Source organism: Cupriavidus sp. H18C2, from assembly GCF_049393795.1.
Classification (GTDB): Bacteria; Pseudomonadota; Gammaproteobacteria; order Burkholderiales; family Burkholderiaceae; genus Cupriavidus; species Cupriavidus pauculus_C.
Window position 1 is genome coordinate 1,615,930 of sequence record NZ_CP186011.1, and the last position, 13,197, is coordinate 1,629,126.

Annotated in this window: 12 protein-coding genes; 4 read left to right on the top strand and 8 right to left on the bottom strand. The window is 69.0% G+C overall.

Features of this window, described 5'->3' with window-relative positions; all coding sequences use genetic code 11:
• Positions 1-127: 127 nt before the first annotated feature.
• Positions 128-1,042 (bottom strand): SDR family NAD(P)-dependent oxidoreductase, encoded by a 915-nt coding sequence (locus tag EPAKOI_RS23860; protein ID WP_124685530.1) that lies wholly within the window; start codon positions 1,040-1,042, stop codon positions 128-130.
• Between the two features lie 135 nt (positions 1,043-1,177).
• Here EPAKOI_RS23860 and EPAKOI_RS23865 point away from each other — a divergent pair, with 135 nt between their 5' ends.
• Positions 1,178-2,080: a LysR substrate-binding domain-containing protein gene (locus EPAKOI_RS23865; RefSeq protein WP_313839220.1), complete on the top strand. Its 903-nt coding sequence runs from the start codon at positions 1,178-1,180 to the stop codon at positions 2,078-2,080.
• Positions 2,081-2,125: 45 nt separating this feature from the next.
• Here EPAKOI_RS23865 and EPAKOI_RS23870 read toward each other — a convergent pair whose 3' ends face one another.
• Positions 2,126-3,157, bottom strand: coding sequence for a tripartite tricarboxylate transporter substrate-binding protein (locus tag EPAKOI_RS23870; RefSeq protein ID WP_423193888.1), 1,032 nt, complete (start codon positions 3,155-3,157; stop codon positions 2,126-2,128).
• 267 nt (positions 3,158-3,424) lie between these two features.
• On the opposite strand from EPAKOI_RS23870, the gene EPAKOI_RS23875 reads away from it, so the two are divergent.
• From EPAKOI_RS23875 to EPAKOI_RS23885, 3 genes are read left to right on the top strand one after another with little or no spacing between them, the layout of a single operon-like run.
• The gene (locus EPAKOI_RS23875; RefSeq protein WP_124685531.1) at positions 3,425-4,594 is read left to right on the top strand and encodes an acyl-CoA dehydrogenase family protein; all 1,170 of its coding nucleotides are present in this window, start codon (positions 3,425-3,427) and stop codon (positions 4,592-4,594) included.
• Positions 4,595-4,610: 16 nt separating this feature from the next.
• A complete protein-coding gene (locus EPAKOI_RS23880; protein ID WP_423193889.1) occupies positions 4,611-5,984 on the top strand; it encodes an MmgE/PrpD family protein in 1,374 nt (457 codons plus the stop codon).
• Between the two features lie 14 nt (positions 5,985-5,998).
• The gene (locus EPAKOI_RS23885; RefSeq protein WP_423193890.1) at positions 5,999-6,859 is read left to right on the top strand and encodes an FAS1-like dehydratase domain-containing protein; all 861 of its coding nucleotides are present in this window, start codon (positions 5,999-6,001) and stop codon (positions 6,857-6,859) included.
• A 3-nt stretch (positions 6,860-6,862) separates the two neighbouring features.
• Here EPAKOI_RS23885 and EPAKOI_RS23890 read toward each other — a convergent pair whose 3' ends face one another.
• From EPAKOI_RS23890 to EPAKOI_RS23915, 6 genes are all read right to left on the bottom strand, one after another.
• Entirely contained in the window at positions 6,863-8,278 is a 1,416-nt protein-coding gene (locus EPAKOI_RS23890) for a DUF1996 domain-containing protein (RefSeq protein ID WP_423193891.1), read from the bottom strand.
• A 96-nt stretch (positions 8,279-8,374) separates the two neighbouring features.
• Positions 8,375-9,916, bottom strand: coding sequence for an acetolactate synthase large subunit (locus tag EPAKOI_RS23895; RefSeq protein WP_423194568.1), 1,542 nt, complete (start codon positions 9,914-9,916; stop codon positions 8,375-8,377).
• Between the two features lie 44 nt (positions 9,917-9,960).
• Positions 9,961-10,710: a GntR family transcriptional regulator gene (locus EPAKOI_RS23900; RefSeq protein ID WP_423193892.1), complete on the bottom strand. Its 750-nt coding sequence runs from the start codon at positions 10,708-10,710 to the stop codon at positions 9,961-9,963.
• Positions 10,711-10,847: 137 nt separating this feature from the next.
• Positions 10,848-11,741, bottom strand: coding sequence for a DUF535 family protein (locus tag EPAKOI_RS23905; protein WP_423193893.1), 894 nt, complete (start codon positions 11,739-11,741; stop codon positions 10,848-10,850).
• 442 nt (positions 11,742-12,183) lie between these two features.
• On the bottom strand, positions 12,184-12,387 hold the full coding sequence (locus EPAKOI_RS23910) for a CsbD family protein (RefSeq protein ID WP_124685537.1): 204 nt from the start codon (positions 12,385-12,387) through the stop codon (positions 12,184-12,186).
• 87 nt (positions 12,388-12,474) lie between these two features.
• The gene (locus EPAKOI_RS23915) at positions 12,475-13,047 is read right to left on the bottom strand and encodes a hypothetical protein (RefSeq protein WP_124686696.1); all 573 of its coding nucleotides are present in this window, start codon (positions 13,045-13,047) and stop codon (positions 12,475-12,477) included.
• Positions 13,048-13,197 lie beyond the last annotated feature (150 nt).

Genomic DNA, 13,197 nt, shown 5'->3' on the forward strand with positions numbered 1-13,197 from the left:
GTCGAATAAGCCCAGATGAGGACTGAATGAGCAGGTTGCGTGCCACGCACTGGCGTTGCTGCGCCGCAGCGTGTGGTGCCGCAGGGTGGAATGCGGCGGCTGCGGCGCCCGGGGGGACTCCGGTGGATCAGATCGGATCCCAGTTGATCACATCGGGCGAGCGTTCGAGCTTGAAGAAGCTGCCCTGCATGGCCGGCATGGCGATCTCGGCCACGGTCTCGGGCGTCCAGCCTTCGCTGGTATGGACCGAGCGCACCGGGCGCGGCTGGCTCATCAGCATGATCTCGTTGGCGCGCACGGCAAAGATCTGGCCGTTCACCTGCTGCGCCGCGTCGCTGGCCAGGAACACCGCCACCGGGGCGATCTTGCCCGCCTCCATCTTCTGCAGCCGGGCCACGCGCGCCTTTTCCTCGGGCGTCTCGGCCGGGATCGAGCTGGTCATCCGGCTCCAGGCAAATGGTGCAATGCAATTCGACCGGACGTTGAAGCGCTGCATGTCCAGCGCGATCGATTTGGACAGCGCCGCGATGCCGAGCTTGGCCGCCGAGTAGTTGGCCTGCCCCAGGTTGCCGATCAGCCCCGAGGTCGACGTCATGTGCACGAACGCCCCACCCTCCTGGTCCTTGAAATAGCTGGCCGCCGCCCGGCTGACGAAGAACGTGCCGTGCAGGTGCACGTCGATCACCGACCGCCATTCCTCCTCGTTCATCTTGAAGAACATGCGGTCGCGCAGGTTGCCGGCATTGTTGACCACGGCGTCGATGCGGCCGAAATTGTCCATCGCGCACTGCACGATGGCATTGGCGCCGGCCCACGTGGACACGCTGTCGGTGCTGGCCACGGCCTCGCCGCCGGCGGCCCGGATCTCCTCGACCACGCGCTGCGCCGGGCCGGCGTCGCCGCCCTCGCCGCTCATCGATACGCCAAGGTCGTTCGCCACCACGCGCGCGCCGGCAGCGGCCATGCCCAGCGCGATGCCACGGCCAATGCCGCCGCCCGCGCCCGTCACCACCACGACCTTGCCTGCCATCATTCCACTCATCTTTGCCTCCTTGGCTGCCGGATTACCGGGGTCCGGACTGGCCCCCGTTCTATTGCCGAGGCGGATACGATAAATTGGCGGCGCCGTTTGTGGAATTCTCGAATGACAAAAGCGGGCTTCACGCCCGCTGAACCCATGCACTACGACCTGACCGACCTGCGCCTCTTCCTCAATGTCGGGGAAACCGAGAACCTGACCCGCGCCGCGGAGCGCAGCTTCCTGTCCCTGCCCGCCGCCAGCTCCCGCATCAAGCAACTGGAGGAAGCGTTCCAGACGCAGTTGCTGATCCGCCAGGTGAAGGGCGTCCGCCTGACGCCCGCCGGCGACGAACTGCTGCGCCACGCCCGCGAGGTGTTCCGCCAGCTGGAATGCCTGCACGCCGACCTGCGGCCCTATGCCAAGGGCGTCAAGGGCCGCGTCCGGCTGCTGGCCAACACTACGGCCACCAACTCGTTCCTGGCGCACGGGCTGTCGCGCTTCCTGTCCGAGAACCCCGATGTCGATGTCGAGCTGGAAGAACACCTGTCGGCCGACATCGTCTCGGCGGTGGGCGCCGGCGCCGCCGACCTGGGCATCGTGGCCGGAGAAGTGGCCACGGCCGACCTGGACGCCATGCACCTGTGCAGCGACGAACTGATCGTCATCGCGCCCGTCAACCACGCGCTGCCGGCGTTCAAGGCGCTGCATTTCGCCGATCTGCTCGATACCTGCCGCTTCGTGGGCCTGAACCAGTCATCGGCCATCCAGTCGTTTCTGGACCGCATTGCCGGCGGCATGGGCAAGCGCATCAGCCTGCGCATTCAGGTCGGCAGCTTCGACGCGGTGTGCCGGATGGTGGAAGCGGGCGCGGGCATCGCCATCGTGCCGAACAGCTGCGCGCGCCGCTACGCCAGCCGCAAGGTGCTGCGCTTCATCAAGCTGGAAGACGACTGGGCCCGCCGCGAGCTGCGCCTGGTGCGCCGCCCGGGCCGCGAGCTGCCGCAGTTCGCGGAAACCCTGATCCAGTACCTGGCGGAAGCGGCAAGGCAGCCGGTGTAGAAACCGGTTGCCGCTGCCTCGTTGCTCCCTGGCCGGTTCACCCCATCAATCCGCCTTCACCCCCGCGGCTTTGATGATCGGCGACCACTTGTCGATCTCCGATGCCAGCCACGCGTGCAGTCCTTCGGGGGTCTGCTTGTCGGCCGGCACGATCACCGCGCCCAGTTCCGTCATGCGGGTTACCACGGCCGGGTCCTTGAGCGCCGCGCGCAGGGCGCCGTTGAGCTTGTCGATGACGGCCGGCGGCGTGCCCTTGGGGGCGTAGATGCCGTGCCAGACCTTGACCTCGAAGCCCTTCAGCCCGCCCTCGCGCAGCGTCGGCGTGTCCGGCAGCGCCGGAATCCGCTCGGTCGTGGTCACGCCGTACAGCTTGACCTTGCCGGACTTGATATGGGGCAGCGTCTGCGTGGTCTGGTCGCACAGGATGTCCACCTGCCCGCCCAGCAGCGCGGTCAGCGCCGGCGCCGTGCCCTGGTACGGGATGGTCTGCAGGTCCACGCCGATCGCCTTCTGGAACAGCATGCCGCACAGCTGCGACACCGCGCCCAGCCCCGCATTGGCCAGGTTCACCTTGGTCTGGTTCTGCTTGATGTAGCTGACCAGCTCGGGCAGCGTGCTGGCCGGCAGGTCGTGGCGGCCCAGCAGCGTCATCGGCACATCGGCCACCTGGCCCACGAACGAAAAATCGGTCAGCGGCTTGTAGGGCAACTTGGAATAGAGCGCCGGCGCGGTGGCCATGCCGTTGTGGTGGATCAGGATCGTGTAGCCGTCCGGCGCGGACTTGGCCACGTAGGCGGCCGACACCGTGCCGCCCGCGCCCAGCCGGTTCTCGACCACCACGCTCTGGCCCAGCGACTTCGACATCGCCGCGGCCACCGAGCGCGCCACCACGTCGGTGGGGCCGCCGGCCGCGAAAGGCACCACCATCGTGATGGGCCGCGACGGGTACGGGTCGGCCGCGCGCGCCGTGCCTGGTGTCACCGCCACGGCGGCCACGCTCATGGCGGCCCAGGCCAGCCAGGCGGGCATCCGGGGGATCAGGGTGGGGAAAGGGATCATGCGGATCATGCGGGTCATGCGTCGTCTCCGGTCTGCGCGCGTGTCGCGCGTCTCTCGTTCGGGCTGCGAAATCATCCAGGTGCCAGCGTGAAAGCAAACGCCGCCGCACACAATTCCGATTTGCCGAAGGCTGGACACGGCGCCGGAAAAGCCACGGGATAACCCTGACCGGCCCAGGCAAACCCTAAGCCCCGCAAAAGCCGCGCTTCAGCAAATCCGAATAGGGCGGCCGGGGCGGCTCGGGGAATAATGGCCACCACTCCCCGACATCGACCGGACATCGCCATGCAAGCAGCGCAGGACCCCGACCAGCTCTACCCCGAAATCCGCGAGGCCGTACGCGACCTCTGCGCGCAGTTCGACTCCGCCTACTGGCAGCGGATCGAGGAACACAACGGCTTTCCCGAGGAATTCGTCCAGGCCCTGACCCAGGCCGGCTGGCTGTCCGCGCTGATCCCGGAGGCGTATGGCGGCTCGGGCCTGCCGCTGACGGCCGCGTCCGTGATCATGGAGGAAATCAACCGCAACGGCGGCAACTCCGGCGCCTGCCACGGCCAGATGTACGTGATGGGATGCCTGCTGCGCCACGGCTCCGACGCCCAGAAGCAGCGCTGGCTGCCCGGCATCGCCTCGGGCGAACTGCGCATGCAGTCGATGGCCGTCACCGAGCCCACCACGGGCACCGATACCACCAAGCTCAAGACCACCGCCGTCCGCAAGGGCGACAAGTACGTGATCAACGGCCAGAAGGTGTGGATCTCGCGCGTGCAGCACTCTGACCTGATGCTGCTGCTGGCCCGCACCACGCCGCTGGACCAGGTGAAGAAGAAGTCCGAGGGCCTGTCCGTGTTCGTCGTGGACCTGCGCGAGGCCATCGGCAACGGCCTGACCGTGCAGCCGATCCGCAACATGGTCAACCACGAGACCAACGAGCTGTTCTTCGACAACCTTGAAATCCCTGCCGAGAACCTGATCGGCGAGGAAGGCCGCGGCCTCAAGTACATCCTCGACGGCCTGAACGCCGAGCGCATCCTGATTGCCGCCGAGTGCATTGGCGACGGCTACTGGTTCGTCGAGCGCGCCAGCGGCTATGCCCGCGAGCGCATCGTCTTCGACCGCCCCATCGGCCAGAACCAGGGCGTGCAGTTCCCGATCGCGCGCGCCTACGTCAACGTGGAAGCGGCCAGCCTGATGCGCTACAAGGCAGCGCAGCTGTTCGACGCCGGCAAGCCCTGCGGCAAGGAAGCCAACATGGCCAAGCTGCTGGCCGCCGATGCCTCGTGGGAAGCGGCCAACGTCTGCCTGCAGACGCACGGCGGCTTCGGCTTTGCCGCCGAATACGACATCGAGCGCAAGTTCCGCGAGACCCGGCTCTACCAGGTGGCGCCGATCTCGACGAACCTGATCCTGTCCTACGTGGCCGAGCACGTGCTCGACCTGCCGCGTTCGTTCTGATTCCGCCCCACTGCCCATGCCCACCGACCTCTACCCGACCCGCCAGCTCTGCGACTTCCTGGCGCGCCTGAAGCTCGAAGACGTACCCGCGCCCGTGGTGGCGCGCACGCAGGACCTGTTCCTCGACTGGATCGCGTCCGCCATCGCCGGCAAGGACGCCCCGGCCATCCGCCGCATCCAGGAATTCGCCGCCGCGATGGGTCCGTCCACCGGCGACGCCGAAGTCTTTGTCGACCGTCGCCGCACCTCGCCCTACTTCGCCGCGCTAATCAACGGCGCGTCGTCGCACGTGGTGGAGCAGGACGACGTGCACAACGGCTCGGTACTGCACCCGGCCGCCGTGGTGTTCCCGGCCGTGGTGGCCGCGGCCCAGGCCGAGGGCAAGACCGGCGCCGACGTGCTGCTGGCGTCGATCGCCGGCTACGAGGCCGGCATCCGCATCGGCGAATTCATGGGCCGCTCGCACTACCGCGTGTTCCACACCACGGGCACCGTCGGCACGCTGGCCGCCGCCGCGGCGGTGGCCAAGCTCTACGGGCTGGACGCCGAAGGCATCAACCAGGCGCTCGGCTCCGCCGGCACGCAGGCCGCCGGCCTGTGGGAATTCCTGCGCGATGCCGCCGATTCCAAGCAGCTCCACACGGCCAAGGCCGCCGCTGACGGCCTGCAATCGGCCTGGCTGGCGCGCGCCGGCTTTACCGGGGCGAAGCAGATCCTCGAAGGCGCGCAGGGCATGGCCGCCGGCATGTCCAGCGACGCCAACCCCGCCGCGCTGACCGACGGGCTGGGCACGCGCTGGGCCACGGCCGAGACGTCGTTCAAGTTCTTCGCGTCGTGCCGCCACACCCACCCCGCCGCCGACGCGCTCAAGGCGCTGATGCTGCGCGAGGGGCTGCAGGCCGACCAGATCGACGCCGTGACGGCCCACGTGCACCAGGGCGCCATCGACGTGCTCGGCCCCGTGGTCAACCCGGTCACGATCCACCAGGCCAAGTTCTCGATGGGCACGGTGCTGGGCCTGGTGGCCGTGCATGCGCACGCTGGCCTGGGCGAGTTCGAGCAGCACGCGCTGCAGGACCCGCGCATCGCCGCGTTCTGCAACCGCGTGTCGATGGCGCTCGACGACGAGATCAACGCCGCCTATCCGCGCCAGTGGATTGGCCGCGTGACCGTGCGCACCACCGATGGCCGCACGCTCGAAGCCCGCGTGGACGTGCCCAAGGGCGACCCCGACAACACGCTGTCGCGGCCCGAACTGGAAGCCAAGGCCGTGCAGCTTGGCGCGTTCCGCCACGGCGCCAGCGAGGCCGAGATGCGCGCCATCATCGCGCGCGTCTGGCGCCTGGACCGCGAGGCGCACGTCAACGACTGGCTGCCCGCCGCCCGATGACCCCTGGAGCCACGATGACCACCCCTACGCTCGAACACCTGCGCGAATGGATCGGCCGCTCGGAAACGCGCACCGAGACGCTCGCCGCCGAACCCGTGCACGCGCTGGCCGCCACCTTCGACCTCGACGGCCCCGCCATCGCCGCTCAGCCGCTGCCGCCGCTCTGGCACTGGCTCTACTTCCTGCCGCGCGCGCCGCAGCACACGCTGGGCCCGGACGGGCACCCGGCGCTGGGCGGCTTCCTGCCGCCCGTGCCGCTGCCGCGCCGCATGTGGGCCGGCGGCGAGCTGACGTTCCACCGGGGGCTGTCGGTCGGCGAGACGGTCACCAAGACGTCGACGATTGCCGATGTCCAGCACAAGTCGGGCCGCACCGGCGAGCTGTGGTTCGTCGGCGTGGACCACCAGTACACGGTCGACGGCGAAACCCGGCTGACCGAGCGCCACGACATCGTCTACCGCGCGATGCCCGAGCGCGGCCAGCCCCAGCCGCCGCGCCCCCGCCTGCCGCATGCGGCGCAGTTCGGCCGCACGCTCCAGGCCGATCCGGTGATGCTGTTCCGCTTCTCGGCGCTGACGTTCAACGGCCACCGCATCCACTACGACCTCGACTACGTGCGCGACGTGGAAGGCTATCCGGGCCTGATCGTCCATGGCCCGCTGCAGGCCATGCTGACGCTGGAGCTGCTGCGGCAGGCCCGGCCCCAAGCCCGCGTGCGCCGCTTCGGCTTCCGGGGCGTGGCGCCGCTGTTCCACCAGGACACGGTGACCGTCGGCGGCATGAACGACCCCGCCACACCGGGCAAGGTCGTGCTCTGGACCGGCGACGACGCCGGCGGCCAGGCCATGTCGGCCTGGGCCGAGGTCGACCGCTGACGTTCAGCTTGGCAGCGGATTCACGGCGATCAGGTACAGCACGGGCTTGTTGGCGCTCTCCCGGCTGCTGAACTGGAACACCCGCCCCGCGCCCGCGCCGCGGATGCAGAACGCCACGGTGTCCCGCCCGGCGGCCAGCGCCTCGTTGACGGCCTGGGTGACCGTGAAGCCCCGGTACTGCATCGTGTTGTCGAGGTAGAGCGCGGCGCTGGTGCCGCTGCACGCCGGCGCGTTGGTGCCCGAGATCGTCTGCTCCGACCACGCCGTGGACACGCTGTACGCGTGGATGTTGACGGCCGACGTGTCGGTCACGTTGCCGCCGTCCACCAGCAGCACGTAGCGCGCCGCGAAATCCGGCGGCAGCGCCGCCGCGCCCGACGGGATGCGCACCTTGATGTAGATGGTCGACTCGGGCGTCGTGCCGCTGGCCTGCTCGGCGTACAGCGCGGGCTCCCCGCCCCGGTTGGTGGCGTCGCCGCTGCGCACGGTGGCGTCCTCGGTCACCTCGTCATAGGCGTAGGCCACCTCCCGGTTGCACACGCGGCCCTTGTTCATGCAGTACCCCACCATGAACCGCGCCGCCTGCTCGCGCCATCCCATGAAGAAGTCGCCATGGGCCGTGTACAGCGACCCCCAGCGCTGGCGCACCACGTTGCCCTGCGCGTCCAGCTCCGGATCGAGCGAAAGCTGCACGTTCGTCAGGTCCGTGATCTGCCCCAGCCGGTACGCGATGTTCATGTTCACCTCGGGCAGGTGCACCGGGTAGCCGGCCGGGCAGTTGCCGTCGTTGTCCGGGTAGGCCATGTTGTCGCGGCCGCCCATCACCGGCGCCAGCGTCCGGCCGTCCCAGCACGTCGGGAAGTTCATGCCGATGTTGAACTGCGTGCCGGTCTCCGGGTCGGGCTTGCAGTTGGTCGGGATCGTGTTGGTGTAGCCCCGGCCCGTGCACAGGAACGAGACGCGCGGGTTCGGCCCGCTGCCGGAATGGTCGCCGACCATCATCTGCAGCCCCAGCGGGAACGGCCGCACCGTCACCCGGCGGCTCGAAGGCACGGCCTGGTTCGTGTAGTAGGTCTTCTGGTACATCGGCGCCACCACCGTGCCGTCCGGCAGCCGCAGAGACGGCGCCCAGTAGCCCGACGCATCGGCCGCGTTCTCGCAGGTCGTGCCGGACACGCGCTGCAGCGTGCTGGCCGTGGTGTACGCGTTGGCCGTGGTGTTGCCGAAGAAGTCGTGCTGCATCGAGATGCCCGGCTGGCCCGGATAGACGATGGGGTCGTCGGGCAGCCGGTGCGAGAAATTGCAGACGATGTTGTTGCTGCCGTCGGTAAGCGTCTGCGTGGGCGGTGGCGTGTGCACGCAGCCGGGCAAGCCCGGCAGGCTCGCCAGCGCCGCCAAGCCAATCCATGCCTGCCTCATGATGACCTCCGTTGTGGCCGTTGGGGTGCCCCCATGCTGGGGGGCGCCCACGGTTGCCACAATGGAAGACGCTGGATCAGGTGGATCGGCGCGCGGTCAGATCACCAGTTCGATCAGGAACGGCCCCTTGCGCTGGTTGGCGCTGGCAAACAGGTCGTTGAACGCGTCCATCGTATCGGCGCGCGCGGCCTCCACGCCCATGCCGTTGGCCATCGCCACCCAGTCCAGGTCCGGGTTGCCCAGGTCCAGCATGTCCATCGCCGTCTTGCCGGGATTGGCGCCCACGCCGGCCAGCTCGCCGAGCAGGATGGCGTACTTGCGGTTGGCCAGCAGCACCACGGTCACGTCCAGCCGCTCGCGCGCCATGGTCCACAGCGATTGCAGCGTGTACATGCCCGAGCCGTCGGCCTGCAGCGCCACCACGCGGCGGCCCGGCGACGCGATGGCCGCGCCCGTGGCCAGCGGCAGGCCCGCGCCGATGGCGCCGCCAGTCAGCTGCAGCCAGTCGTGCGGCGCCGCGTGCACCGTGCCCGGATAGAACGCGCGTCCAAAGCTCACGCTTTCCTCCACCACCACGGCCTGCTCGGGCAGCAGCGCGGTCAGCGACTGCGCCACCGCTTCCGACGTGATCGCGCCGCGCGCAGCTTCCGTGGCCGGGGGCGTGGATGCGGGCAGCGCCGCGCCCCGTGCGCCCACTTCATCGGCCAGCCGCGCCAGCGCCTCGCCCAGGTCTTCCTCGGCGCGGGCCAGCACGTGGATCACCGCATCCTCGGGATACGGGCGCGGCGACTTGCCCGGATACGCGAAGAACGTGACCGGCGGCGGCGCACCCACCAGGATCACGTTGCGGATGCCAGCCAGCTTCTGGCGCGCCGCGTCGCCTGAATACGGAATGCGGTCGACGGCCAGCCGGCCCCGGCCGCGCGTCACGCGGGCGTTCGACATCGGCGTGATCAGCCGCGCGTCCGTGGCGGCGGCGATGCGGTGCGCATCGGCCAGCGCCGCTTCGCGCAGCGCCGCGCCGGCCAGCACGATCAGCGTCGGCTGGCCGCTGCGCAGCACGCGCGCAGCCTTCTGCACGGCATCGGGCGACACCTTCGGCACCGGCAGCGCGGGCAGCGGCCCGGCCACCTGGCCGCCGTCGTCCCAGCACACGTCGGACGGCAGGATCAGGCTCGCGATGCCGCCCGACGCGCCGCGCGCGGCCTGCACGGCGGCGGCCGCATCGGCACCCACCGACGCCGCGTGCGTCGCGGTGCGCGTCCAGACCGACACCGGGCGGGCCCAGCCCTCGGTATCGGCCGTGAGCGGCGCATCGAGCGGGCGATGGTAGGTGGCCTGGTCGCCGACGATGTTGACGATCGGCGTCTGCGCGCGCTGCGCGTTGTGCAGGTTCGCCAGCCCGTTGGCCAGCCCCGGGCCGCAGTGCAGCAGCGTGGCGGCCGGCTTGTCGGCCATGCGCGCGTAGCCATCGGCCGCGCCGGTGACCACGCCTTCGAACAGCCCCAGCACGCAGCGCATGCCGGGAATGCGGTCGAGCGCGGCCACGAAGTGCATCTCGCTGGTGCCGGGGTTGGCAAAGCAGGTGTCCACGCCGCAGGCCAGCAGCGTCTTCACCAGGCTTTCCGCGCCGTTCATCTTGTCTTGAGTCTCCATCTGGGTATCCGTACGGGTTGGCGGTGTCAGGAAGGGTTGGCGAGCAGGTCGAAGTCCAGGCAGACGTACTCGGTGGGGAATTCGATGCGTGCGTAATAGACGATGACGTCGTCCACGCACGCGAAGCGGCGCAGCTCGGCCACCGGCGCGCCCACGGCCAGCGCCAGCGCGCGCGCGGCCTCGGCGCCGGCCGGCACGATGGTCAGCCGCTGGCGCGCCGCGCTGACCGTCAGGCCCGGAAACCGGTCGAGCACCGGCACCGACGCGCCCTGCCGGAACGCTTCGGGCTCGCGCGCAAAGACATCGGCGGCAATGTAGACCTCGCCCACGGCGAACGGCCGGCCGTCCACGCGGTGCGCGCGGTGCAGGAAGTGGTAGGCGTCGGCCCGGCGAAAGTCGCAGGGCATGCCCAGGTCGGCGGGCAGGCTGACGTCGGCCGTCGACTCGACAATGGCTTCGGTCGATAGCTGGCCGCCCACGGCCACGGCTTCGTGCCAGCTCGTCGGCAGCGCCATCGGGCGGCGCGCCCGGCCGGCGGCCTTGACGAAGGTGCCCCGGCCGCGCGCGCGGTCCACCAGGCCCTCGGCATCAAGCTGGGACAGCGCGTGGTGCATCGTCATGCGCGCCACGCCGTACTGGCGGCACAGCGCGTCGAGCGACGGAATCTGCTCGCCCGGCTGCCACGCGCCGCTTTCGATCTGTCGACGAAAGATCGTGGCGAGCTGCAGGTAGACGGGTTCGCGGCTGCGGGAAAGGAGTTCGTTGGCGTCCGGCATCGGTGGCGGCAGGCAGCCCCCCCCCGCCGCACGCGGCACGCGTGGCGGGAGGGCCGATACCGGACTCTAGTAAAAGTCTAGGTAGCTAGACTACTAGGGTTTACGCCGCGCCGTTTTGCCCTGCAGGCCGCCAGGGATCAGGCGGCCGGGACGATGGCCGGCAGGCCGTCGTCGTTGCCGGCGGCGTGGGACGCCGGGTGCAGCGCATCGGCCACCGTATCGCGGATCAACGCCGCCAGCGCCTGCTTGCGCCGCCACGCCGACCGCTTCTTCGAGGCGATTTCGGCAATGTCGCGCTCGGGCGGCTGCGCCGGCATCTCGATGTTGCCATCCGGCAGCGCCACGCCGTGGTACTCGGCCCAGAAGCCTTCGTAGTCGCACTGGATCTGCCGCGCGTGCAGCCGGTGCCGTCCCACGTGGTTGGCGCGCGAGACCGCGACGATGCGGCGCGCGCCAATGCGCCGGGCAAAGCCGAACAGCGCCTGCATCACCGCATCCTTGGGCCGCAGCCCTTCGCAGGCACGTGTGGACGCGCGGATCCAGTCGAGGCTGGCGTCATGCATCGGCCCCTGCAGGCCGCCGATGTAGATCTCGGGGCCGTCGGCGCCACGCCGCAGATAGAAGGAGAGCTGCGACAGGCAGGCGCCGGTCGCCGTATCGGTCCAGTAGAACGCCAGCTCGCCCTCGCGCGTGTTCTGTCCGGCATCGGCCAGCCGCAGCGTGTAGGCGCCCTCGGCAAACGACCGTGTCATGCCACCGGACAGGTAGACGCTGTCGCACACGCAGACGGGCAGCGTGTCGCGCACGGCCGCGTAGTGATCGAGCACCAGCCGCGCCCGCTCGGCAAAGCACAGTCCGTTGGCGCCGAGCGGCCGGTAAGGCCGTTCCAGCAGCACCGGCCGCGCGGTCACCAAGCGCTGCAGCAGCGCGCACGACGCCGCCGCCCGCAGCCACGGCCGCGCGATCCGCCCGTGCAGCGCCGACAGCGCGACGAGCTTGATGCGGCGCGACAGCCATTTGCGGCTGCCCACCGGATAACAAAACCTGGAAACCGACGCCACGGCCGTCAGGTAACAAACGTACTGGCTCGGAAAAAAGTCAAAGATTCCCCCTGCCCGGGCTTTTGCAAGCCCTTGCAGACACGATACTGGCCCATGCACGACTGACTGCTCCCCTGTCTGGCGCGCCGGTCCTTCTGCGGAACCTGGTCGCGTGGTGTAGACCCTGCGTGCCGCGACCCGAAGCCAGGTGCAGCCGGCGGCCTGCCGTTTTTTCTTGTCGTGGGGAAGCAGGCCCGCTCGTAATCATTCGTAACGCGCCGAAATATTCCGCGTTGACGCCGTTACAAATTTGACAAGCCGTTGACATGGGCGGAGACAAACGAAAAGCGGCGGAGCCGAAGCTCCGCCGCCCTTGGTGCATGCCATGCGTGTCCGCGCACGACATCCAGCCGGCCCTTGCGGGCCCGGTGGCTTACCAGCGCGTGTCGCGCTCCCAGGCCTTCATCTCGTCCTCGACCTGTTCCTTCGTGTAGCCGTAGCGTTCCTGGATACGGCCGGCGAGCTGGTCACGCTTGCCGTTGATGACCGCGATGTCGTCGTCGGTCAGCTTGCCCCACTTTTCCTTGACCTTGCCCTTGGCTTGGTCCCATTTGCCTTCGATCTGGTCCCAGTTCATATCTGGCTCCTTCGTGTCAGTGGACTGCGGATCATGCAAAGCGCCAGCCGTCCGACTGGCGCCTTGCGATGGACTGTGGATGACGGATTACTTGTTGTACTTGGCCTTCACGTTGGCCTGGCACTTGTCCTTGGCATCGCCGGACATGGCATCGCACTTTTCCTTGTCAGCCTTGTAGGCGGCGTCGGCGGTGTCCTTGCGGGCGTCGGCGCGGGCCTCGGCCACGTCGGTGCTGGTGCCGGTAGCGGCAGCCTTCTCGACCTTGGCGCTGCTCAGGGCACGTTCGTGGGTAGCCTTGGCTTCCTTCACGCACACGTCTTTGTCGTTGCCCTTCTTGTCGTCGCACATTTCCTTGGCGACGTCGTAGTCACGGTCGGCCTTGGTCTTCAGGGCCTTGGCGTGGGCCTTCTCGGTGCCGTCGCGCTTGGCTTCGGCGTTGGCCTTGGCCACGTCGTGGTCGCGCTTGGCTTCAGCCTTGCAGACGTCCTTGGCGTTGCCCGACTGGCCGTCGCAACGGCTCTTGGCGGTCTTGTAGTCCGCGTCGGCCTGCTTCACGGCGGCGTCATAGTCGGCCTTGGAGCCGGCCTGTGCGTACGCCACGCCCACCGGGGCGGCAACCATCAGCGAACAAACTGCTGCACTCAGCCACTTCTTTGCAATCATGTCGTGCTCCTTTTCTCGAGGTGGATACTGATCAGGCCCGGCAATCTCCGTGTGACTTGCACTGGATTGCGTTGTGGCCCTGCTGTAGTTGCAGGTTATGTTTTGCGACCTTTCCAAAGCAGAAGTCCGCTGCTGAAACATTCGTAA

Excerpts from the sequence above, each read along its gene's own strand:
- EPAKOI_RS23880 (WP_423193889.1), top strand. The coding sequence starts at position 4,611 with ATGCCCACCGACCTCTACCCGACCCGCCAGCTCTGCGACTTCCTGGCG.
- EPAKOI_RS23910 (WP_124685537.1), bottom strand. The coding sequence starts at position 12,387 with ATGAACTGGGACCAGATCGAAGGCAAATGGGACCAAGCCAAGGGCAAG.
- EPAKOI_RS23860 (WP_124685530.1), bottom strand. The coding sequence starts at position 1,042 with ATGAGTGGAATGATGGCAGGCAAGGTCGTGGTGGTGACGGGCGCGGGC.
- EPAKOI_RS23890 (WP_423193891.1), bottom strand. The coding sequence starts at position 8,278 with ATGAGGCAGGCATGGATTGGCTTGGCGGCGCTGGCGAGCCTGCCGGGC.
- EPAKOI_RS23885 (WP_423193890.1), top strand. The coding sequence starts at position 5,999 with ATGACCACCCCTACGCTCGAACACCTGCGCGAATGGATCGGCCGCTCG.
- EPAKOI_RS23865 (WP_313839220.1), top strand. The coding sequence starts at position 1,178 with ATGCACTACGACCTGACCGACCTGCGCCTCTTCCTCAATGTCGGGGAA.
- EPAKOI_RS23895 (WP_423194568.1), bottom strand. The coding sequence starts at position 9,916 with ATGAACGGCGCGGAAAGCCTGGTGAAGACGCTGCTGGCCTGCGGCGTG.
- EPAKOI_RS23900 (WP_423193892.1), bottom strand. The coding sequence starts at position 10,710 with ATGCCGGACGCCAACGAACTCCTTTCCCGCAGCCGCGAACCCGTCTAC.
- EPAKOI_RS23870 (WP_423193888.1), bottom strand. The coding sequence starts at position 3,157 with ATGACCCGCATGATCCGCATGATCCCTTTCCCCACCCTGATCCCCCGG.
- EPAKOI_RS23875 (WP_124685531.1), top strand. The coding sequence starts at position 3,425 with ATGCAAGCAGCGCAGGACCCCGACCAGCTCTACCCCGAAATCCGCGAG.